Origin of the sequence: Streptomyces thermocarboxydovorans (genome assembly GCF_039524635.1) — a bacterium.
In the GTDB taxonomy this organism is placed as follows: Bacteria; Actinomycetota; Actinomycetes; order Streptomycetales; family Streptomycetaceae; genus Streptomyces; species Streptomyces thermocarboxydovorans.
The window spans coordinates 17,146-38,652 of record NZ_BAAAGU010000046.1 but is presented as its reverse complement, the minus strand read 5'-3'; the positions used below and the strand labels follow the sequence as shown (position 1 = coordinate 38,652).

19 protein-coding genes and 1 tRNA gene are annotated in these 21,507 nt (G+C 71.5%); 10 read left to right on the top strand and 10 right to left on the bottom strand.

Features of this window, described 5'->3' with window-relative positions; all coding sequences use genetic code 11:
- Positions 1-51: 51 nt before the first annotated feature.
- The 5 genes from ABD198_RS21420 to ABD198_RS21400 all read right to left on the bottom strand — a co-directional run bounded on the left by ABD198_RS21420 (position 52) and on the right by ABD198_RS21400 (position 5,005).
- On the bottom strand, positions 52-1,248 hold the full coding sequence (locus tag ABD198_RS21420; RefSeq protein WP_344004392.1) for an FtsX-like permease family protein: 1,197 nt from the start codon (positions 1,246-1,248) through the stop codon (positions 52-54).
- The gene (locus ABD198_RS21415; RefSeq protein ID WP_344004390.1) at positions 1,245-1,958 is read right to left on the bottom strand and encodes an ABC transporter ATP-binding protein; all 714 of its coding nucleotides are present in this window, start codon (positions 1,956-1,958) and stop codon (positions 1,245-1,247) included. Before ABD198_RS21415 ends, ABD198_RS21420 begins: the two co-directional genes overlap by 4 nt.
- 38 nt (positions 1,959-1,996) lie before the next feature.
- Positions 1,997-3,574: a hypothetical protein gene (locus ABD198_RS21410; protein ID WP_344004388.1), complete on the bottom strand. Its 1,578-nt coding sequence runs from the start codon at positions 3,572-3,574 to the stop codon at positions 1,997-1,999.
- Between the two features lie 114 nt (positions 3,575-3,688).
- Positions 3,689-4,003 (bottom strand): hypothetical protein, encoded by a 315-nt coding sequence (locus ABD198_RS21405; protein ID WP_344004386.1) that lies wholly within the window; start codon positions 4,001-4,003, stop codon positions 3,689-3,691.
- A gap of 537 nt (positions 4,004-4,540) precedes the next feature.
- Positions 4,541-5,005 carry an ATP-binding protein gene (locus ABD198_RS21400; RefSeq protein WP_344004384.1) on the bottom strand — a complete coding sequence of 155 codons (465 nt, stop codon included), beginning with the start codon at positions 5,003-5,005 and terminating at the stop codon, positions 4,541-4,543.
- 220 nt (positions 5,006-5,225) lie between these two features.
- Here ABD198_RS21400 and ABD198_RS21395 point away from each other — a divergent pair, with 220 nt between their 5' ends.
- From ABD198_RS21395 to ABD198_RS21355, 9 genes are all read left to right on the top strand, one after another.
- On the top strand, positions 5,226-6,041 hold the full coding sequence (locus tag ABD198_RS21395; RefSeq protein ID WP_344004381.1) for a hypothetical protein: 816 nt from the start codon (positions 5,226-5,228) through the stop codon (positions 6,039-6,041).
- Between the two features lie 203 nt (positions 6,042-6,244).
- Complete coding sequence (locus ABD198_RS21390; protein WP_344004377.1) at positions 6,245-6,985, top strand: YcnI family copper-binding membrane protein; 741 nt, start codon at positions 6,245-6,247, stop codon at positions 6,983-6,985.
- A 90-nt stretch (positions 6,986-7,075) separates the two neighbouring features.
- On the top strand, positions 7,076-7,732 hold the full coding sequence (locus tag ABD198_RS21385) for an SCO family protein (protein ID WP_344004374.1): 657 nt from the start codon (positions 7,076-7,078) through the stop codon (positions 7,730-7,732).
- The gene (locus ABD198_RS21380) at positions 7,729-8,196 is read left to right on the top strand and encodes a copper chaperone PCu(A)C (RefSeq protein ID WP_344004371.1); all 468 of its coding nucleotides are present in this window, start codon (positions 7,729-7,731) and stop codon (positions 8,194-8,196) included. The genes ABD198_RS21385 and ABD198_RS21380 overlap by 4 nt, the downstream gene beginning before the upstream one ends.
- A 14-nt stretch (positions 8,197-8,210) precedes the next feature.
- Positions 8,211-10,382, top strand: a complete 2,172-nt coding sequence (locus ABD198_RS21375) for a copper resistance CopC/CopD family protein (RefSeq protein ID WP_344004368.1) — start codon at positions 8,211-8,213, stop codon at positions 10,380-10,382.
- A 6-nt stretch (positions 10,383-10,388) separates the two neighbouring features.
- Positions 10,389-11,675: an iron uptake transporter deferrochelatase/peroxidase subunit gene (gene efeB / locus ABD198_RS21370; RefSeq protein WP_344004365.1), complete on the top strand. Its 1,287-nt coding sequence runs from the start codon at positions 10,389-10,391 to the stop codon at positions 11,673-11,675.
- A 69-nt stretch (positions 11,676-11,744) separates the two neighbouring features.
- Positions 11,745-12,677, top strand: a complete 933-nt coding sequence (gene pheA, locus ABD198_RS21365) for a prephenate dehydratase (protein ID WP_344004363.1) — start codon at positions 11,745-11,747, stop codon at positions 12,675-12,677.
- Positions 12,678-13,259: 582 nt separating this feature from the next.
- Positions 13,260-14,537 (top strand): serine--tRNA ligase, encoded by a 1,278-nt coding sequence (serS, locus tag ABD198_RS21360; RefSeq protein ID WP_344004360.1) that lies wholly within the window; start codon positions 13,260-13,262, stop codon positions 14,535-14,537.
- The gene (locus ABD198_RS21355) at positions 14,534-15,346 is read left to right on the top strand and encodes an HAD family hydrolase (RefSeq protein WP_344004356.1); all 813 of its coding nucleotides are present in this window, start codon (positions 14,534-14,536) and stop codon (positions 15,344-15,346) included. Before serS ends, ABD198_RS21355 begins: the two co-directional genes overlap by 4 nt.
- Positions 15,347-15,492: 146 nt before the next feature.
- Here the strand turns inward: ABD198_RS21355 and ABD198_RS21350 are convergent.
- The 5 genes from ABD198_RS21350 to ABD198_RS21330 all read right to left on the bottom strand — a co-directional run bounded on the left by ABD198_RS21350 (position 15,493) and on the right by ABD198_RS21330 (position 19,448).
- A tRNA-OTHER gene (locus ABD198_RS21350) sits at positions 15,493-15,598 on the bottom strand.
- 345 nt (positions 15,599-15,943) lie between these two features.
- Positions 15,944-16,663, bottom strand: a complete 720-nt coding sequence (locus tag ABD198_RS21345; protein WP_344004352.1) for an ABC transporter permease subunit — start codon at positions 16,661-16,663, stop codon at positions 15,944-15,946.
- 10 nt (positions 16,664-16,673) lie between these two features.
- A complete protein-coding gene (locus ABD198_RS21340; protein WP_344004349.1) occupies positions 16,674-17,585 on the bottom strand; it encodes an ABC transporter ATP-binding protein in 912 nt (303 codons plus the stop codon).
- Positions 17,582-18,496 (bottom strand): ABC transporter permease, encoded by a 915-nt coding sequence (locus tag ABD198_RS21335; RefSeq protein WP_344004346.1) that lies wholly within the window; start codon positions 18,494-18,496, stop codon positions 17,582-17,584. Before ABD198_RS21335 ends, ABD198_RS21340 begins: the two co-directional genes overlap by 4 nt.
- A complete protein-coding gene (locus tag ABD198_RS21330) occupies positions 18,486-19,448 on the bottom strand; it encodes an ABC transporter ATP-binding protein (protein ID WP_344004436.1) in 963 nt (320 codons plus the stop codon). Before ABD198_RS21330 ends, ABD198_RS21335 begins: the two co-directional genes overlap by 11 nt.
- Positions 19,449-19,674: 226 nt before the next feature.
- On the opposite strand from ABD198_RS21330, the gene ABD198_RS21325 reads away from it, so the two are divergent.
- Entirely contained in the window at positions 19,675-21,447 is a 1,773-nt protein-coding gene (locus ABD198_RS21325; protein ID WP_344004343.1) for an SDR family oxidoreductase, read from the top strand.
- Positions 21,448-21,507 lie beyond the last annotated feature (60 nt).

The window sequence follows — 21,507 nt, the reverse complement described above, 5'->3', positions numbered from 1 at the left end:
CGGCCTCTTCCACTCACGGCTTCCGCATGAGCGCTCTCCATACAGCCTTTGTCAGCTGTGCGCCCGCGCGGTGAGGTAGGGATCCCGGCGGAGGACCTCACGGCTGCCGAAGAGCGTCCCGGCGGCGAGGCCGGCCGCGGGCAGGAGCAGCGCGGCGGCGGCCCAGCCCGGCCCGGGCAGGGCGTCCGCGCGGGTGATCGGCAGGCCGAGCATGTCGCTGAGCGGACCGGCCAGGGCGAGGGAGACTCCGGTGCCGGCGACCGTGCCCACCACGCCTGCCACACCGCCCGTGAGCAGGGCCTCGCCGAGCAGGATCCGGCGCAACTCCGGCCGTCCGGAACCGAGGATCCGCAGCACGGCGAACTGACCGATCCGCGCGCGGGTGCTGTCCGCCGCCCGCACGACACCGAGCCCGATGGCGACCAGCGCCATGATCAGGACGCCGACCCGCATCGCGAGATCCGCGGCGCCGAACAGACCGGGCAGATTGCGCACCCGGTCGGACACCGGGGACGCCGAGAAGCCGTCGTCCTGCAGCGCCTTGGTGGCGGCGGCCACCTGCTTCTGGTGCCCGACCACGACGATGGCGGACTGGGCGCCCTCCTTCTTGCGGAAGGTCTCGGGCTCCTGCCCCGCCCGTGCCGCGGCCAGCAGCGCAGCGGTCTCCTCGGAGAGATAGGCCACACCCGGTCCGTCGACCTGCCAGCTCGGGTCGTACAGGGCGGCGATCCTCAGCTTGATCACGGCGGTCGTGCCGGAGGACGCACCCGTCGCCTTGGTGTACCCGAAGGCCACGCTCCGCCCGAGGAGCGGAGTGAAGTCGGTGCCCTGCGCGGTGGCCGGCAGCACGACCTCGTCCCGCCCGAGCTCGGCGGGGATCTCACCCTCGGTGACCGGAAGGTCGTCCCCGGGGGTCAGGGTGTGACTGGTGAGGTCGAAGGTGCCCTCCTCCTCGGCGTACAGCACGGAGGAGTAGTCGGCGACCACCTGACGGACCCCCGGCACACCCTCCGCGTCCCGCAGCGCCGAGGTGGTCAGCGGACGGACCGAGGCGTCGCCCTCGAACGAGGAGAGCTCGATCTGGGTGAGCCCGCCCGACCCCAGCACATCCCGCTCCACGGCCCCGGCGGCCCCCGCCGCCACCCCGGCCGAGGTGGTCAGCAGAGCCGCCAGGACGGTGAGCGTCGGCAACGCCCTGCGCAGCGAACGCCCGTCACGCTTCCAGGTGTAAAGGCTCCAACGGCTCATCGCAGGGTCTCCTTGTCGGCGGTCGGAGCGGCTGCGGCCTGATCACCGGCGGCCGACAGCACTCCCTCGTCGAGGACGTAGCGCTGGTCGCACTTCCCGGCGATCGCGGAGTCGTGCGTGACGAGCAGCACGGCGGCGCCCTTCTCAGCGCAGGCACGCAGCGAGTCCATGACCGAGTTCGCGGTCTTGGGGTCGAGGCCGGAGGTCGGCTCGTCGGCCAAGATGAGCACAGGCTGCTTCACGGCGGCCCGCGCGACGGCGATGCGCTGCCGCTGGCCACCAGAGAGTTCGGTGACCGGGGAGTCGGCGAGCTGCGCCATGCCGAGGTCGCCGAGCAGGTCCCGGGCGGCCGTGCGGTGCCGGCCGAGCCGCGGACCGAAGGCCGCGGCGACGTTCTCCCAGGCGTTGAGGAACGTCAGCAGACCGAGGTCCTGAAGCACGATGCCGATGGATCGCTGCCGCAGAAGGTCCCGCTCCGCCTGGGACAGCGCGCCGGCGTCCGTGCCGGCGATGTGCAGGGAGCCCTCGGCCGGCGACAGGATGAGTCCGAGCAAGGCGAGCAGGGTGCTCTTGCCGGAGCCGGAAGGACCCTCGACGGCAGCCATCACTCCCGCGTCGAGCGTGAGGTCGGCACGGGCCAGCCCGCCGCCGGAGGCATAGCTGAAGGCCAGTCCTTCGGCCAGGACGGCGGGTGGAGAATCGGTGTTCATACGAGGGGGTCTTCCTTCTGCGGTGGGGACGGGGTAATTCAGGCGAGGAGGTAGTAGGCGGCTCTGGTCGCATCCGCCGTGGCGGGACCGCCCGGCGTCGCCGCGTACAGCGCCCCGTGCTCGGCGTCGCGGTAGCGTCTCAGCAGGCCGGGGATCTCGTCCCACAGCGACTGCGGGATGTTCTGATCGGAGACGAGGGCCGCCTGGGCCGCGTCGGAAGCTGTCAGCAGATCCCCGTCGCGCAGAGCCTTGCGGACCTGAGCCACGAGGTCGACCCCCTTGGTGAGCCGGGCGGCCTGCTGCTCGCAGCCCGAGTCGGCGAGCACCGTCACGATGTGCAGCGAGCGGTAGGAGAGCGGGGAGCCCTTGTCCTCGGGCAGCTCGACGGACGTACGCCGGCATCCCAGTCCGAACTCGGCACGGGCCGCCAGGGCGCCGTACCAGCTGCGCTGGTTCTCCTTGGTGAGGCGGGCCGGCACCTTCAGCTCGGCGGCCTCCTTGGCTCCCTTCTCCGCCTGCGGCCCGCAGTCCAGGGAGAGCCGGTGGCACGTCATGGCGAGCAGGACACGGTCGGACGGGTCGAGTTCGGGATCCGAACCGAGCTGCTTGAGTCGCTTCTTCAGCCAGTCCGGTGCCTGTTCCTGCTGGGCGCTGGCGGTCAGGGCCCGGGCGGCGTTGTACGTGGCGGTGAGCGTGCCCAGCTGAGCGGGGGACTTGGCGACCAGACCGTCGGCCCTGATGCTGCCCGCCGGGGCGGGCAGCGGGGCAGCCGACTTGGCGGTGGCACTGGTGAGGGCACGCCGGGCCACCCAGCGGGTCTGGGTGTCGGAGTCCTTCAGCGCGGGCAGCAGGCAGGAGCGCGTCTGCTGCGTCAAGTTCTGGCTGAGCAGGGCCAGAGCGGCTCGCTGCATCGGACCGGACTTCGCGCAGCCGGCGTTCAGGTGCGTCCCGGCGTCCCGCAGAACCCGCGTGGCGCGGGCACGGACCCCGGCGGCCCGCAACGCGTCGACGGCGTAGAGCACCGGTACGGGCTGGTCGGCACGAGCGGTGTCCGTGGCGAGACGGTCCAGTACGGCGCGAGGCACGTCGTCCCCGCGCCCCAGGCACGTCAGGGTCTGGAGGAACGCCGCCCGCGTGGCGAGCGACGTCAGAGCGTCATCCCCTTCATCCGGCTTGCGCAGATACGCGAGTGCCTCGCGCTCGGCCCTTCTCCGGATCCCGGCCCGGTCCAGGACCGTCGCGGCATCCGCGGACGGCGGTCCCCCGGAGCCCGTGAACGACAGACACACGTAGTGCGCCCGCCAGGCCGGGGTGTCCAGCATCTCCGTGCGGGCGAGATCCGCCAGGGCGGCGGTACGGACTTCGGGTACCCGGGCCGCGGACCGGCGGCCGGCGGCGAGCGTGGCCTCCATGCGTCCGTACGCGGTCGGGTACAGGGCGGGGTCCTGCCCGACGTCCTCGGTCGTGGCACGGACCAGGTCGTTCGCGCCGCGCAGGGCGTCGAGCTGTTCGGCGAGCCCGTCGCCCGGCCGCTCGGGACGGTTCACCGAGCCGCCGCCGAACACGGTCACGCCCAGGGCGGCCGCGGCTGCGGCCAGTGCCACTGCTGCGACCACACGGCTGCGACGTCCTGTACCGGCCTGAAGAGGATTGATCTTCATGAGGTTCCTCATGGCTGAGCGGGGCCACGCACATGCGTGACCCCGCAGCCGGATGGATCGGATCGTCGGTCAGTCGTTGGCGCAGGCCGAGGCGAACGCCTTGACACCGGACTTGAAGGCGCCGCCGTCGGAGCAGGTGGTGACGCTCATGTTGAGCGCGCCGCCCGGGTCGGCGATACCGCTGATGTCGGAGATCCAGGTGTTCTTGTTCGTCCAGCTGACGCGGCGAGTGCTCTCACTCACCTTCGTACCGCTCGGGCTGAGCGACAGGGTGGCCTGCCAGCCGTTGGCCTTCACGGTCGCCGTGTTGGTGATCTTGCTGACCTTGTACTTCGAGCTGCCCTTCTTGGCCTTGGTCGAGGTCTTGAAGGAGCACTTGTCCACGTACGCGTTGCACTGCCACGCATTGGCCTGACCTTCGCCCCCGTGCCGGGCAGCGGCGTCGAGGCGGAGTCGGAGATGGCTATGGCAAGCGCGGTCGCTCCGACCAGCAGCATCCCGACGAGACCCGTGGTCAGCAGCGTCTTCTTCACTTGTTTCTCCCCGTTTCATGGTGCGAATGCAGAGATTCGCGCTTGCTCTTGCGACTGAAGAGGTCATAGGCAGCGGGGCACAGCGGTCGGTCTCAGAAGTGTGAACAGCCCCGAAACTGTGAACGGCCCCGCCTTCGATTTCCCCAGGCGCGGTGCGCTCCTTATCCGTACCTGACATCGATCTTGCAGCACATCCGTTTGCTGGTGTAACGAGGGTGCTATTGATCACGGCATGACAATGGAACCGGGTCGCGGGAAAATCCATCGCCTGTTGCCGTCAAGGGGAGGGTGGTGCACCGGAGTTCGACGCGCCGGAAGGCTCTTCTCGGAGTCCGGGACGGACGCCGGCTGCCCGGGGCGACGGGCACAAGCTTGCCTGCCTTCTGGGCTACACCGCCATCAAGGGAGCGTCTTCTCGCCATTTGAGGATCTTGTCGAAGCTCACCACTGCGCCACCGCGGCCGGGTTCGGTGCCGAAGTGGACGTGGTCGGCGAGTTCCTGGATGAGGCAGAGGCCGCGGCCGTGCTCCGCGTCGGCGGGGGCCGGACGGGCAGGGAGGCGGGAACGGGAGCCGGCCCCGGCGGGGAAGCCGGGGCCGGCGTCGGCGACCTCGATACGGCACTTCTCGCCGTCCAGATAGGCGGTGACCCGGTAGGCCTCGGAGGAGGCGCCGCGGGCGCCGTCGCCGCCGTGCTCGACGGCGTTGGCGCAGGCCTCGCTGAGGGCGACGGACAGGTCGTAGGAGACGTCGGGGTCGACGCCCGCGGTCTCCATCGTGCCGAGCAGCAGGCGTCGGGCGAGCGGCACGCTGGCAGCCTCACGCCGCAGTTGGAGTGACCACCAGATGCTCATGCTCCAGCCTCCAGGCCGCGCCTCGACATACCGTTACGTATTGCCCTGGGTGCTCACTTGTAAGCGTGAAGTTGACGTGATGCCGCCCATATGGCGGGTGTGTCGTGAAGGCGATCGGTGTATGTGGGGCGGTCGGCCGCCAAGGCGACCTTCCGGTCGAACCTCATCTTCGGGACCTGCCGTACGGCGCCCACGGGCCCGGTGCGATGATGGGCCCGCCATGACTGCCCCCCACCCGCGTACGACGCGCACCGGAGCAGGGCTCCGGATCATGCGGGCCGCGGTGTTCGCCGCGGTCTGTGTCGTGCTGGCCGGGGCAGGTCATACGATCACCTCCTGCACCGCCGTTCCGTTGTGGGCGCTGGGCGCCGGTTTCCTCGCGGCGCTCGTGGTCGCGGTGCCGCTGGCGGGGCGTCCCCGCTCGCTGCCGGGGACGGCGGCCATGCTCGCGGTCGGTCAGACGGCGCTGCACACGCTGTTCGGACTGGGGCAGCACGGGGCCGGTTCCCCGGGCGCGTCCAGGCTCTCCGACGCGGCGCTGGTCGAGCGGGCGGCGCGGCTGGCCTGCGGGCCGCACGAGGGGGCGATCAGTACGGGGCAGGCGCGCCGGATCCTGGCCGACGCCCGGGTGCTCCCCGCGGGCGGCGATCCGCACGCCGGGCACGTCCTGGCGGACTCGGTGTCCTCGGCAAACGCCCCGGTGTCGCTGCTGCCGTCCCTGCCGATGCTGCTGGTGCACGTCCTGGCGGCGCTCGCCACGGGCTGGCTGCTGCGGCACGGCGATCTCGCGCTGCTGCGGCTCGCCGAGCTGTCGGCCCACGGCGTCACCGAGGGCGCGCTCATGCGGTCGCTGCGCGCCGCGATCGCCCTGGTGCGCGCGCTGCGTGCGGGGCTGCCCGGCGCGCCGGAAGCCGCGCCGAGAACGCCGCGCACCGCCCTGCTCGCGCCGCCCCCGCTGCACACGAACGCACTCCACCACACGGTGATCCGCCGCGGCCCGCCCGCCGGCCGCACCGCATTCGCGCTCGCCGCCTGACACGGCGCCGCTTCCGGTTCCGCGGAGGGGGACGCCCCGGCCTCGTCGAGAAGAGGCCCGGCTCGGGTCTCCTCGAGGTGAGGCCCGGCATGCGCGGGTGCGCCCCCGTTCTCCGCGTGCGCCCGGACCGCCCCGAGCGAGGGTGCCGTCCGCGTACGCGTCACCGTCCGTGAAACCACGAACCGAAGCGGAGTGCTTCTGCCATGAAGGCTTCCCGTATCGCCGCCGCCGGTGCCGTCGCCGGTGCCGCCGTCCTCGCCCTGTCCGCCCCCGCCGTCGCGCACGTGAGTGTGCAGCCGGAGGGCGAGGCCGCGAAGGGCTCGTACGCGGTCGTCGACTTCAAGGTCCCCAACGAGCGGGACGACGCCTCGACCACCAAGCTCGAGGTGACCTTCCCCGCCGACCACCCGCTGGCGTCGGTGATGCCGCAGCCGGTGCCGGGCTGGAAGGCCGAGGTCACCAAGTCCAAGCTGGACAAGCCGCTCGAGCTGCACGGCAAGAAGATCGACGAGGTGGTCAGCAAGGTCACCTGGACCGCCGACGGCAAGGGCATCGAGCCGGGCTTCTTCCAGAAGTTCCCGGTGTCCATGGGCACGCTGCCCGAGGACGCCGACGAGCTCGTCTTCAAGGCCCTGCAGACGTACTCCGACAAGGAGGTCGTCCGCTGGATCGAGGTGCCGCAGAAGGGTCAGGAGGAGCCGGAGAACCCGGCGCCGGTCCTCGCCCTGTCCGAGGCCTCGGACGACGGCCACCACGGCGCCTCGGCCGGCAAGGCGGAGGACGGGACCGCGAACGCAGCCGCCAGGACCAGCGCCGCGGGCTCCGAGGAGTCCGGTGGCGGAACCGACACCACCGCCCGGGTCCTGGGCGTCGTCGGCATCGTGGTCGGTGCCGCGGGTGTCGCCTACGGCGTGCTGGCCGGCCGCCGGCGCACCACCACCTGACCGCATCCCTTCCACGGCGTGCACCGGGACCGGCCGCGGCCCCGTGTCCTCCCGGTGCACGCCGGTGCACTCACCTCCGGGACACCTTTCATGCGCAACAAGACCCTCACGGCGGCGGCCCTGCTCGCCGCCACCCTGACCCTCACCGCCTGCGGCACCGACCGCGGCGACGGCGGCGGCGACCCTGTCACCGTGGTCTCCGAGGAGGCCGGCCCGAAGAAGGCGGCCACCGTTCTCGACAAGCCGTTCGAGAAGCCGGACCTGGTCCTCACCGACACCAACGGCAAGCCCTACGACTTCCGTGAGGAGACGGCGGGCAAGCCGACGCTGATCTACTTCGGCTACACCCACTGCCCCGACGTGTGCCCGCTGACGATGAACAACATCGCGGTGGCCAAGAAGCAGCTGCCCAAGGAGCAGCAGGACAAGCTGCGGATCGTCTTCGTCACCACCGACCCCGAGCGGGACACCCCGAAGGAGCTCGGCAAGTGGCTCAAGGGCATCGACCCCCAGGTCACCGGCCTCACCGGCGACTTCGACACCATCCAGGCCGGCGCCCGCACCCTGGGCATCTCCATCGAGCCGCCGCGCAAGGACGACAAGGGCAAGATCGTCTCCGACCACGGCACCCAGGTCGTCGCCTTCTCGCCGAAGACCGACGCGGGCTACCTCTTCTACGGCGACGACGCCACCGTCCAGGACTACGCCAAGGACCTCCCGAAGATCATCAAGGGGGAGAACCCGTGAGGCGGCTCGCGGTCGCGGCCGGGGTCGTCGCGGGGGCGCTCACCCTGGCCGGCTGCGGCGGCTCGGACTCCGGGCCGGACGCGGCGCCGGACAAGGCCGAGCTGTCCGTCACCGGTGCCTACATGCCGCAGCCGGTGTCGGACATGGCGGCCGGGTTCTTCACCATCACCAACAAGGGCGGCGCCGACGACCGGCTGACCTCGGTCAGCAGCGACATCGCCGGCCAGGTCACCGTGCACGAGACCGTCGACGGCTCGATGCAGGAGGTCGACAGCCTCGAGATCCCGGCCCACGGCCGGCTCGTGCTGAAGAGCGGCGGCAACCACCTGATGTTCGAGGAGCTGAAACGCAAGCCGAAGGAGGGCCAGAAGGTCACCGTCGAGCTGCGCTTCGCCCACTCCGGCCCCGTCACGGTCGACATCCCGGTGAAGCCGGCCACCTACACCCCGAAGCACGGACACTGAGGGAGACCACCCCCGTGACCACCCAGACCATCGCCCCCCGCGTCCGGACCCTGGTCCTGCTGTTGCTGGCCGTCGCCGGCGCGCTCCTGGCCGGGGCCGCTCCCGCCTCCGCGCACGCCGCGCTGACCGGCAGCGACCCCCGGCAGGGGGCCGTGGTCGACAAGGCCCCCACCAAGGTCTCGCTCACCTTCTCCGAGCCGATCGCGGTCAGCGACGACGCCCTGCGGGTGCTCGACCCCAAGGGCAAGCGCGTCGACCGGGGCGACCCGTCCAACCCGAGCGGCACCACCTACTCGGTGCGCCTGTTCAGCGGGCTGCCCGACGGCACCTACACCGTGACCTACCAGGTGGTGTCGGCGGACAGTCATCCCGTCACCGGTGCCTTCACCTTCTCCATCGGGGCGCCCTCCGAGACCACCGTGGCGACGTCCGGGCAGGCCTCGGACGAGGGCGTGGTCGGCTGGCTGTACGGCGCCGGACGGTATGTGTCCTACGCCGGGTTCGTGGTGCTCGTCGGCGCGGCCGCCTTCGTGCTGGCCTGCTGGCCGCGCGGGTCCGGCGTGCGGGCGCTGCAGCGGCTGGTGGTCGCCGGCTGGCTGGCGCTGACCTCGGCCACCCTGGCGCTGCTGCTCCTGCGCGGCTCCTACACCGGCTCCGGGAAGGTCGGGGACGTCTTCGACCTGTCGCTGCTCGGTGAGGTGCTGCAGACCAAGACGGGTGCGGCGCTGGTGTCCCGGCTGCTGCTGCTCGCGGCGGCGGCGCTGTTCATCGCGGTGCTCTTCGGCGCGTACGACAAGCGGGAGGACGAGGAGAAGCGGGATCTGGCCTTCGGTCTGGCGATCGGCGGCACGGTGGTGGCGGCCGGGCTGGCGGCCAGCTGGGCGCTGTCCGAGCACGCCTCCACCGGGCTCCAGCCGGGCATCGCCATGCCGGTCGACGTGATCCATCTGCTGGCCGCCGCCGCCTGGCTCGGCGGGCTCACCGCCCTGCTGGTGGCGCTCTACCGGGCGCCGGCCGAGACCCCGGTCGGCCGGGACGCGGTCCGGCGGTTCTCCCGGCTGGCCTTCGGCAGCGTGATCGTCCTGGCCGTCACCGGGATCTACCAGAGCTGGCGTCAGCTCGGCTCCTGGTCGGCGTTCACCGACACGCGGTACGGGCAGCTGCTGCTGGCGAAGATCGGTCTGGTGGCGGTGCTCGTCGGGATCGCCTATGTCTCACGGACGTGGACGGCCCGGCTGGCGGAGCCCCGGCCCGCCCCGGCCCGGCGGGAGGAGGCCAAGGAGGCCGATGAGGCCAAGGAGCCCGCGGGCGCCGTGGCGAAGAGCGGCACGGGCAAGAGTGCGGCCACGAGCGGCGCGGTCGAGGGCGGTACCGCCGGAGCCGGTGCGGGTGCCACCGGGGGCGGTGCGGGTGAGGCCGTCGAGCGGAAGGGCACGGGCACGTCCGGCGAGGCCGGCGAGGGCACGAGCTCCTCGGGTGAGGCCGGTGCGGGCGACGGGTCCGCGACCGAAGCCGACGCGGGCAGCAGCTCTGCCGCCGAGGGCAACGCCCGGAAGAACGCCGCGCCCGCCGGAAAGGCGGGTAGCGATGCCGGCTCCGTGCGGGCCGCGCAGCTCGCCCGGCAGCGGGCCGCGATGGAGGCGGCCCGGCAGAAGCGGCTGCGGGACGCCGACCCCGACCGCTCCGGTCTGCGTCGCTCCGTGCTCGCCGAGGCGGGCGTCGCCGTCGTCCTGCTCGCCGTGACCACCGTCCTGACGCAGACCGAGCCGGGGCGCACCGTGCAGGAGGCCGCCGCGGCCACCTCGTCCTCCTCCTCGTCGTCCGCCGCCTCCGGTCAGGGGTCCGGCGCGGTCACGCTGAACATGCCGTTCGACACCGGCGGCAAGGACGGCAAGGGCGTGGTGACCATCGACCTGGACCCGGCGCAGGTGGGCAGCAACGCCGTGCACGTCTATGTGGAGCGTCCCGACGGCAAGCCCTACGACATCCCCGAGGTGAAGATCGCCTTCACTCTGGAGGCCAAGGACATCGGGCCGCTACCGGTCGTGCCCGATCGCCTCTCCACCGGACACTGGTCCGCGAGCGGGGTGCAGATCCCCATGGCCGGCGACTGGAAGATCGAGGCGACCGTGCGGACCTCCGACATCGACCAGGTGACCGTCTCCAAGAACACGCAGATCGGCTGAACCACCATGGCTGACCAGTCCACTTCCCAGACGGCTCCGGACGCCCCCGAGGAGGGCGCCGTCACGCAGGCCGCGGGTCATGGGATCTCGCGGCGCCGGCTGCTCGGCACCGCCGGGGCGACGGGCCTTGTGTTCGGCGCGGCGGGCGGTGCCGTGGGATACACCTCCGCACCGGCGGGGGCGTCGACCCCGCTGTCGTCGGTGGGAGAGCGCCGGGTGCCGTTTCACGTGAAACACCAGCCCGGCATCACCGAGGGACTCCAGGCCCGTGGCCATCTGATCGCCTTCGACCTGGCGCCGGGCGCCGGCCGCAAGGAGGCCGCCGCCCTGATGCGCCGCTGGTCGGACACGGCACGGCGGCTGATGGCCGGGGAGCCGGCCGCGCACGGCGACACCGATGTGGCCCGTGACGCCGGTCCCTCCGGGCTGACCCTGACCTTCGGTTTCGGGCACAGCTTCTTCGGCCGCACCGGGCTGGAGAAGCAGCGCCCGGTGGCCCTTGACCCGCTGCCGGAGTTCTCCTCCGACCACCTCGACAAGGCGCGCAGCAACGGCGACCTGTGGGTGCAGATCGGCGCCGATGACGCGCTGGTCGCCTTCCATGCGCTGCGCGCGATCCAGAAGGACGCGGGCTCGGCCGCCCGGGTGCGCTGGCAGATGAACGGCTTCAACCGCACCCCGGGTGCCACCGCCCACCCCATGACCGCCCGCAATCTCATGGGCCAGATCGACGGCACCCGCAACCCCAAGCCCTCCGACCCCGACTTCGAGAAGCGCATCTTCGTCCCGGAGGACGGCGAGCCCGCCTGGATGGCGAACGGCTCCTACGCGGTCGTGCGCCGGATCCGCATGCTGCTCGACGACTGGGAGAAGCTGTCGCTCAAGGAGCAGGAGAACGTCATCGGGCGCCGCAAGTCCGACGGCGCCCCGCTCTCCGGGGGAACCGAGACCTCGGAGATGGACCTGGAGAAGACGGACGCCGAGGGCAATCTCGTCGTCCCCTACAACGCCCACGCCCGGATCACCCGGCCCGACCAGAACGGCGGGGCGGCGATGCTCCGGCGCCCGTTCTCCTACCACGACGGGATCGACGCGGACGGGGTGCCGGACGCGGGGCTGCTGTTCATCTGCTGGCAGGCCGATCCGCTGCGCGGGTTCGTGCCGGTGCAGCGCAAGCTGGACCGCGGGGACGCGCTGTCGCCGTACATCCGGCACGAGGCGAGCGGGCTGTTCGCGGTGCCGGGCGGCGCGGCGGAGGGAGAGTACGTGGGGCAGCACCTGCTGGAGGGCTGAAGCGCCTGTCTGTCACCCCGGAGAGGTCATGCCGAGCCGTCACGGGCGTGGGCCCATTAGGGTGAGGTCATGCCCGCGAGCTATGCCTATCTCGGCCCCGAAGGCACCTTCACCGAGGTCGCCCTGCGCACGCTTCCCGAGGCCGCCACCCGGGAGCTGGTCCCGTATGTGTCCGTGCAGTCCGCGCTGGACGCGGTGCGCGCCGGTGAGGCGGAGGCGGCCTTCGTGCCGATCGAGAACTCCGTCGAGGGCGGCATCACCACCACGCTCGACGAGCTGGTCGCCGGCGCCCCGCTGATGATCTACCGCGAGGTACTGCTGTCGATCGCCTTCGCGCTGCTCGTGCGGCCCGGCACCAAGCTGTCGGACATCAAGACGGTGACGGCCCACCCGGCCGCCCAGCCGCAGGTCCGCAACTGGCTGAAGGCCAATCTCCCGGACGCCGTCTGGGAGTCCGCCGCCTCCAACGCGGACGGTGCCCGGCTGGTGCAGGAGGGCCGTTACGACGCGGCCTTCGCCGGTGAGTTCGCCGCCTCCCGCTATGGCCTGGAGGCCCTGGAGACCAACATCCACGACGCGGAGAACGCGCAGACCCGGTTCGTACTGGTCGGCAGGCCGGCCCGGCCCGCGGCGCGGACCGGTGCCGACAAGACCTCCGTGGTGCTGTGGCAGCGCGACGACCATCCCGGCGGCCTGCGTGATCTGCTGGGCGAGTTCGCCACCCGCGGCATCAACCTGATGCTGCTGCAGTCCCGGCCGACGGGCGCGGGCATCGGCAACTACTGCTTCTGCATCGACGCCGAGGGCCATATCTCGGACCGCAGGGTGGCCGAGGCGCTGATGGGGCTGAAGCGGATCTGCCTGCAGGTGCGCTTCCTCGGCTCGTACCCGCGGGCGGATGTGCGCCCCGAGGAGGTGCGCCCGCTGCTGCCGGGGACCTCGGACGAGGAGTTCGCCGCGGCGGCGGACTGGGTGGCGCGGTGCCAGGACGGCAGGTTCTGACCCTCTGAGCCAGACCGACGGGGTGCGGAACCGGGCCCCGCGCGGCGGCTCCGAGCGGTGCTACCTGCTGATTTTGGGTTGTCCACAGGAGTTATCCACAGGTCCGCTTCTCGACCTGGGGACAAGTCGACACCAAAGACCACTTCGGTCGACAAATCACCCTTTGGGTCATGGTCGCGCTCACCGTCCCGCAGATCACCCTTCGTCCACCCTTTTCCTTTGGTCAACCCTTTGGAGCTACTCCTTTCCACTCGAAAGTGGGGGTAAAGGGTCTTTGTCCAGGGAATCCTCGAGTTCGATCAAGGTATTCGGAGTGATCAATTCCGACGTCCACAGTTCTTCCCCACACCCTGTGGATAACTTTCCGGATCACGCCCGGACCTGTGGACAACCGGCCGCCAAGTGCCCTCACAGCCAAGGAATTCCGGTCAACCCGCATACTCGCACTTACCCGTTCCGGGCGGCGCCGCCATTTCCTTGACCCCACGGAACACAGTGCGCATTTCGCACATAACGGGACGTAATCGATGCTGCGGCAATGGTGAGTCGAGAGCCGTCGGTCCGCACCGGTAGCCTTGAGCCGTGATTGACCTTCGCCTGCTTCGTGAGGACCCCGACCGTGTGCGCGCTTCTCAGCGCGCCCGTGGAGAGGACGTCGCGCTCGTCGACGCCCTCCTGTCTGCCGACGAGAGGCGCAGGTCGTCCGGCGTCCGCTTCGACGAGCTGCGCGCCGAGCAGAAGGCGCTCGGCAAGCTCATCCCCAAGGCGACCGGCGACGAGAAGGCCGAGCTGCTGAGGAAGGCGGAGCAGCTCAAGGCCGACGTCAAGGCGGCCGACGCCGACCGTGACGCCGCGGCCCAGGAGACGCAGGAGCTGCTGCTCAAGCTGAGCAACATCGTCCACCCCGACGTGCCCGTCGGCGGCGAGGACGACTTCGTCACCCTGGAGACGCACGGCACCATCCGTGACTTCGCCGCCGAGGGCTTCGAGCCCAAGGACCATCTGGAGCTCGGCCAGATCCTCGGCGCCATCGACGTCGAGCGCGGCGCCAAGGTCTCCGGTTCCCGCTTCTACTTCCTCACCGGCGTGGGCGCCCTGCTGGAGCTGGCGCTGGTGAACGCGGCCATCGCGCAGGCCACCGCGGCCGGCTTCACGCCGATGCTGACCCCGGCGCTGGTCCGCCCCCAGTCGATGGCCGGCACCGGCTTCCTCGGCCAGGCGGCGCAGGACGTCTACCACCTCGACAAGGACGACCTCTACCTGGTCGGCACCTCCGAGGTACCGCTCGCCGCGTACCACATGGACGAGATCATCGACGCCGACCGGCTGCCGCTGCGCTACGCCGGCTTCTCCCCGTGCTTCCGCCGCGAGGCCGGCTCGCACGGCAAGGACACCCGCGGCATCTTCCGGGTGCACCAGTTCGACAAGGTCGAGATGTTCTCCTTCGTCGCTCCCGAGGAGTCGCAGGAGGAGCACCGGCGGCTGCTGGAGTGGGAGAAGCAGTGGCTGACCTCGCTCGAGCTGCCGTTCCGCGTGATCGACGTCGCCTCGGGCGACCTGGGCTCCTCGGCCGCCCGCAAGTACGACTGCGAGGCGTGGATCCCGACGCAGGGCAAGTACCGCGAGCTGACCTCCACCTCCGACTGCACCGAGTTCCAGTCGCGCCGCCTGCAGATCCGCGTCCGTGACGGCAAGACCGTGCGGCCGCTGGCCACGCTCAACGGCACCCTGTGCGCCGTGCCCCGCACCATCGTGGCGATCCTGGAGAACCACCAGCAGCCCGACGGCTCCGTGCGGGTGCCCGAGGTGCTGCGTCCCTACCTGGGCGGGCGGGAGCTGCTGGAACCGGTCGCCAAGTGAGCGGCACCCCGTCGCCGTTCCCGTACCGGCTCGTCGCCACCGACCTCGACGGAACGCTGCTCGGCTCCGGCGGGTCGGTGACCCGGCGCACCCGTGACGCGCTCGCCGCGGCAGCGGCGGCGGGCGCCGCGCACATCGTCGTCACCGGCCGCGCGGTCCCCTGGACCCGCCCCGTCCTCGACGACCTCGGCTATCAGGGCCTCGCCGTCTGCGGCCAGGGCGCCCAGGTGTACGACGCCGGGGCCCGGCGCCTGCTGACCTCGGTCACCCTGGACCGGCAGCTCGCCGGGGTGGCTCTGGCCAAGATCGAGGCGGAGGTCGGCCCGCTGCATCTGGCGGCGAGCCGGGACGGGCTGGACGGCGAGGTGCTGGTCGGGCCCGGTTACGAGGTGGTGGGCGGGCTGCCCGCGACCCCGTTCACGGACGCCTCGGACCTGTGGTCCGCGCCGCTGAACAAGCTCTACATCCAGCACCCGGCGCTGAGCGACGACGAGCTGGCCGAGGCGGCCGAGCGGACCGCGGGCGGGTTCGTCACCGTGACGCTTGCGGGCGAGGGCATCGTGGAGCTGCTGCCGCTGGGCCTGTCCAAGGCCACGGGGCTGTCGCTGGCGGCGCGCCGGCTCGGGGTGAAGGCCCCGGAGACGATCGCCTTCGGGGACATGCCGAACGACATCCCGATGTTCGCCTGGGCCGGACACGGTGTGGCGATGGCCAACGCCCATGCGGAACTGCGGGCGGTGGCCGACCAGGTGACGTCGTCCAACGACGAGGACGGCGTGGCCGTCGTGCTGGAGCAGTTGCTGGGCTGAACCGGCCGGGAACGCTGAACCGGCCGGAATCGCTCAACCGGCCGGAATCGCTCAACCGGCCGCGATCAGCGGAACCGCCCGCGGTCAGCGGCGTCGCTCGGATCATCGACGGCCGGCTCGGTCATCGCGGTCGGCTCGGTGATCGGCGGAGGATGCACGGATCGAACGTGCGCGGGCTGTTCAGCCCGACCGTGGCCTGCCTCTGGTGGAGCGCAGCGCAGGGCCAGTGCCTTGCCACTCGGCCAATCCTCCGGGTGGGCGGCCCACGCGAGGTGCGACTCGCGTGCTCGAAGCGGCCGCCCCGGGCAGCTCCCGTGGGGTGCGGTCTCGACGGAGCGGTAGGGATTACTCCGGAGTCCGCCGCGGGCTGCCCTGACGGGAGCAGGACGTACTGCCGTGCATGGACATCGTCCCGCTCCTCTCCCAGTGCAGGGGCGCCGGATCCTCACCGGCGCTGGACAAAACCACTCTGCCCGGCCGGCCGTGCCGGACGCCACCGAATAAATCCGCGGAAACCGTGCCACAGGGCTGACGAACCGCGCCGGGGCGCCACCGTGATCGGCGGCGCCCCGGCGCGGTACTGACGCAGTCCGCGGGTCACTCCTCCCCGGCGAGGGTCAGGGTGCGCAGCTTCTGGCCGGCGAACCAGGTCGCCAGCACGGTGACCGCGGCCAGCAGCACCGTCGCGGTGGTCAGGCCCACGTCCGAGGTGATCAGATCGCCCCCGGCGACCTTCTGCGCCACGGCCAGCGACCACTGCTGGACGCTCAGCGTGCGGGCGCCGGGCACCAGGGAGCCGAACAGCGCCTCCCACACCAGCGCGTACACCAGACCGAACACCACCGCGTGCCGCGAGACCGTGCCGAGCAGCAGGAACAGCGCCGCGTAGGCGATGGAGGCGACCAGCGCCGCCACGGTGTAGGCGACCGCGATCTGCTGCCCGTTGCCGTTGAGGACGAAGCCCGCGATCAGGGTGGGCACCGCCGAGAAGACCATGGTCACGGCGATGGCGACGATCAGCTTGGTGAAGATGATCGTGGGCCGCTTGACCGGCTTGGACAGCAGGTACACCACCGAGCCGTCGTCGATCTCCGGGCCGATCGCACCGGTGCCCGCGATGACACCGATGAGCGGCACCATGGTGGCGAGCGCCAGCCCGCCCAGCAGGTCGGCTGCGGTCTGGTCGTCGGCTCCGGCCAGGCCCCGCACCGCGAACGCGATCAGCAGGAGCAGCAGGGGCAGCGCGCCCAGGATGAGGGCCCGGCGGCGGCCGAGCAGGGCCCGGTAGGTGAGCCGGGCGACTGTGGGGTCGTACATCTTCGGCCTCCTACGCCGCGACGAGATACGAGAAGACGGACTCGAGCGACTCGTCCGACGGCGAGACGGTGAGCAGCCGGATGCCGTGGTCGCGGGCCACCCGCGGCAGCAGCGCCGTGAAGCGGCCGAAGTCCACGGCCTGGATGAGCAGCGCGCCCTCCGCCTGGTCGACCTCGATGCCGGAGGTGGACGGGTCGGCGATCAGCGCCGCGGCCAGGGCGCGGTCGTCGCTGGAGCGCACCAGGTAGCGGTGCGGGCGGTCGGTCATCAGGCGGCGGATCTTGCGGAAGTCGCCGCTGGCCGCGTGCCGGCCGGCCACCACCACCTCGATGTGCCGGGCGAGCTGCTCGACCTCCTCGAGGATGTGGGAGGAGAACAGCACCGTGCGGCCCTCGTCGCCCATGCGCCGCAGCAGGTCCATCAGCTGCATGCGCTGGCGCGGGTCCATGCCGTTGAACGGCTCGTCGAGCAGCAGCAGCGAGGGCTCGTGGACCAGCGCCGAGGCCATCTTCACGCGCTGGCGCATGCCCTTGGAGTACGTGGCGATCTTGCGGTCCTGGGCGTACTCCATCTCGACCGTGGCGAGCGCCTTCTGCGCCGCCCTGGCGCCCAGGCCGTGCAGCTCGGCGTTGGCGAGCACGAACTCGCGGCCGGTGAGGAAGTCGTACATCGCCTCGCGCTCGGGGACGATGCCGATGTGCTTGTAGATGGCCTCGTTGCGCCACACCTGCTGTCCGTCGAGGGTGACGGTGCCGGTGGAGGGGGCGAGGAAGCCCGCCATCATGTTGATGAGGGTGGACTTGCCGGCGCCGTTGGGGCCGAGCAGGCCGGTCACGCCGGGGCCGATGGTCATGGTGATGTCGTTGACGGCGACCACATTGCCGAACCAGCGGGAGACGTGGTCGATGGAGAGCGTGGTCACAGGCCCACCTTCTTGTAGCGGCGCACCAGGAGTCCGTAGCACGCGGCGATCAGACCGAGGGTGAACAGGACGTAGACCACGCCCTCGGCGCTGTCCGGGCCGACCCCGCCGGGGAAGGTGGACGTGGCCCCGAGGAAGGCGGTCTGCACCCCGTCGATGAGGGTGATCGGCGAGAACAGGCCGATCCAGGCGATGGAGCCGTCGCTGCCCTGGGCGTCCGCGATCGCCTGGAGCGTGGAGACCGCGCCGTAGGAGATGGTCAGGACCGCGATCACGGCCGCGATGCCGAAGCCGCGCCGCGGGGTGACCGCGGCGATGACCAGGCCGATGCCGGCGAGAAGCAGCGAGAGCAGTGCCACGGAGACGATTCCCTGAGCGAATCCCTTGGTCTGGTCGGTGAAGTCGAGCTTGGCGAGCAGCGCGCCCAGATACAGCACCAGCAGGGGTGCGGCCGTGAGGGCGAACAGGGCCGAGGCCAGCGCGGCGAACTTGGCGAGCACATAGTCGGCGGTCTCGATCGGCCGCGAGAAGTACAGCGGGACGGTCTTGAAGCGCAGGTCGCGCGAGACCGCCACCGGTGCCTGCGAGGCGACGTACAGGCTGATCACGGCCTGCATGATGATCGCGTACTCGGTGTAGTCGACGGGCAGGTCCTTGGCCTTGGTGGCCACGGCGACGGCCACCATGATCGCGGCCGGCACGCACATCACCACGAACAGCAGCATCGGCAGCACCTTGGACTTCACCGAGCGGCCGAGGCCGTAGGCGCCGCGCAGCGACTGCGAGTACAGCGAGCGGCGGGCGTAGGCGCGGCCGAGACGGGGACCGTCGTAGGAGCGGTAGCCGATGTTGTGGATACGGGTGTCACCCGCGGCGGTGGCGGGTGTCCGCGGGGACTGCTCAGCTGCCATGGCCGACCGCCTCCTTCCGCTGCTCGTCGCTGGTGGTGAAGACCTCGGCGATGTGGTGCCGGCGCTGCTCCATGCGCACCAGGCCGAGGCCCAGGTCGGCGATCACGTCGCGGACCAGGTCGTAGGTCTCCTCGCCCTGCGCGGTGAGCAGCAGGATGTGTCCGGCGCCCGGCAGTCCGCTGCCGTCCTCGACACTCACCCCGCGCGCCCGGAGCGCCTCGCGCACCGCGCGGGTGCCGTCCGGGTGCTCGTCGGTGTCGGTGACCTCGATCGCGAGGGTGGTGGTGGTCTGGGTGAAGTCGGTGGTGGAGCTGGCGCGCAGCAGCTTGCCGCCGTCGATGACGACGACGTGGTCGCAGGTGCGCTCGAGCTCGCCCAGCAGGTGGGAGGTGACCAGGACCGAGATGCCGAAGTCGGTGTGGATGCGGCGGATCAGACCGAGCATCTCGTCGCGGCCGACCGGGTCGAGGCCGTTGGTCGGCTCGTCCAGGAAGACCAGCTGCGGGTCGTGCACCAGGGCCTGAGCCAGCTTCACGCGCTGCTTCATGCCGGTGGAGTAGCCGCCGATGGGGCGGTAGCGCTCCTCGTACAGGCCGACGTGGCGCAGCGTGTCCGCGGTGCGTTCGCGCGCGGCGGTGGGCGGCAGTCCCGACATGCGGGCCATGTGGACGACGAACTCGGTCGCCGACACGTCCGGCGGCAGGCAGTCGTGCTCCGGCATGTAGCCGACCCGCTCCCGGATGGCGGCGCCCTTGGTGGCGACGTCGAGTCCGAGCACTTCGGCACGGCCCTCGGTGGCGGGGGAGAGACCAAGGAGAATCTTGATCAGAGTGGACTTGCCGGCTCCATTGACTCCGACGAGTCCGGTCACACCGGGCCCGATGTCCACGGAGAGCCGGTCAAGAGCGGTCACCCTCGGGTACCGCTTGCTCAGGCTTTCGGTCGCGATCACAGTCACGTCCTCGACGGTAGTGACCCGTACCACCCCGGTCGTCAGACCGGAGAGCCGTCTTGGGGTCCATCTGGAGTCGTACGTTCCCGTAGGGGAGTCGTACATGCCTGCAGGGGGCACTGTTGACGTCTTGTCCAACAACTGCCAGATTCGCGGCAGTCGCGTCCGCTCACGCCGCGTTGCGGACGCGTGGCGAAGGGGGCCGGGGATGGCGGGGAGGGCGGAGATGGCGGGGACGGCGGAGAGCAGCCTGGCCGGCGCGCGGGAGCGCCGGGTGCGTACGGGCGGGGTCGAGCTGTGCGTGGCCGAGCTGGGCGAGCCCGGACGGCCGGCTGTCGTGCTGGTGCACGGCTACCCCGACAGCAAGGAGGTGTGGTCCGAGCTGGCGCCGCGCCTCGCCGAGCGTTTCCACGTGGTGGCGTACGACGTGAGGGGCCACGGCCGGTCCACGGCACCACGTCCGCTGCGCGGAGGGTTCACCCTGGAGAAGCTCACCGACGACTTCCTGGCCGTCGCCGACGCGGTCAGCCCGGACCGGCCGGTGCACCTGGTGGGGCACGACTGGGGTTCGGTGCAGGGCTGGGAGTTCACCACCGTGGCGCGCACCAAGGGCCGGATCGCCTCCTTCACCTCCATGTCCGGGCCGTCCCTCGACCACTTCGGCCACTGGATCGACCGGCGCCTGAGGCGCCCCACCCCGCGCCGGGTCGGGCAGCTGCTCGGCCAGGGCGCCAAGTCCTGGTACGTGTACGCGCTGCACACCCCGGTGCTGCCCGAGCTGGCCTGGCGCGGGCCGCTGGGGAAGGCCTGGCCGCGCATCCTGGCGCGGATGGAGAAGGCCCCCGGCGGCGGCTACCCGACCTCGTCGCTGCCGTCGGACGCGGCCCACGGGGCGTGGCTCTACCGGGACAACGTCCGCGCCCGGCTGAAGAGGCCGCGGCCCGACGCGTACGCGCATGCGCCGGTGCAGCTGATCACGCCGCTGGACGACGCGTTCCTGTCCGAGCGGCTCTACGACGGACTGGAGCAGTGGGTGCCGCAGCTGACCCGGCGGACGCTGCCGGCCCGGCACTGGATACCGCGCACCCGCCCCGACCAGCTGGCGGTGTGGATCACCGACTTCGTCACCTCGGTGGAGGCTGGCCGGACCCGGGTGGCGGCACGGGGCCGGTACGCCGACCGCTTCGGCGGGCAGCTGGTGCTGGTCACCGGCGCCGGGAGCGGCATCGGGCGGGCGACGGCGCTGGCGTTCGCGAGGGCGGGCGCACGGGTGGTGGCCGTCGACCGCGACCCGGACTCCGCCGCCCGCACCGCCGAGGACGCCCGCCGGGCCGGCGCCCCGGCGGCCTGGGCGGAGCCGGCGGACGTGTCCGACGAGCAGGCCATGGAGAAGCTGGCGGACCGGGTCACCACGGAGTACGGCGTGGTGGACGTCCTGGTCAACAACGCCGGCATCGGACTCGGCGGCTCCTTCTTCGACACCACCCCGGAGGACTGGAAGCAGGTCCTCGACGTCAATCTGTGGGGCGTGATCCATGGCTGCCGGCTGTTCGGCCGGCGGATGGCGGAGCGCGGGCAGGGCGGCCACATCGTCAACGTCGCCTCGGCGGCGGCCTTCCTGCCGACCCGGGCCCTGCCCGCCTACGGCACGTCCAAGGCGGGGGTGCTGATGCTCAGCGAGAGCCTGCGCGCGGAGCTCGCCGGGCGGGGCATCGGCGTGACGGCGATCTGCCCCGGCTTCGTCAACACCGCGATCACCTCCACGGCGCGCTTCGCGGGCGCGGACGCCGAGGAACAGCGGCGGCTGCGGAGGCGGGCGGCCCGCCTGTACGGGCTGCGCAACTACCCGCCGGAGAAGGTCGCCGACGCGATCCTGCGGGCGGTGGTACGCAATCAGGCGGTGGTGCCGGTGACCGCCGAGGCACGAGTGGCCCATGCGCTGAAGCGGTGGGCACCGGGGGTGCTGCGCAGGGTGGCGCGGGTGAGGCCGCCGGTGTGACTGAGCCCCCCGGAGAGCGCGCGACTGGACTGCGAGGGCTGTCCACAGGGAGGCTCAAAT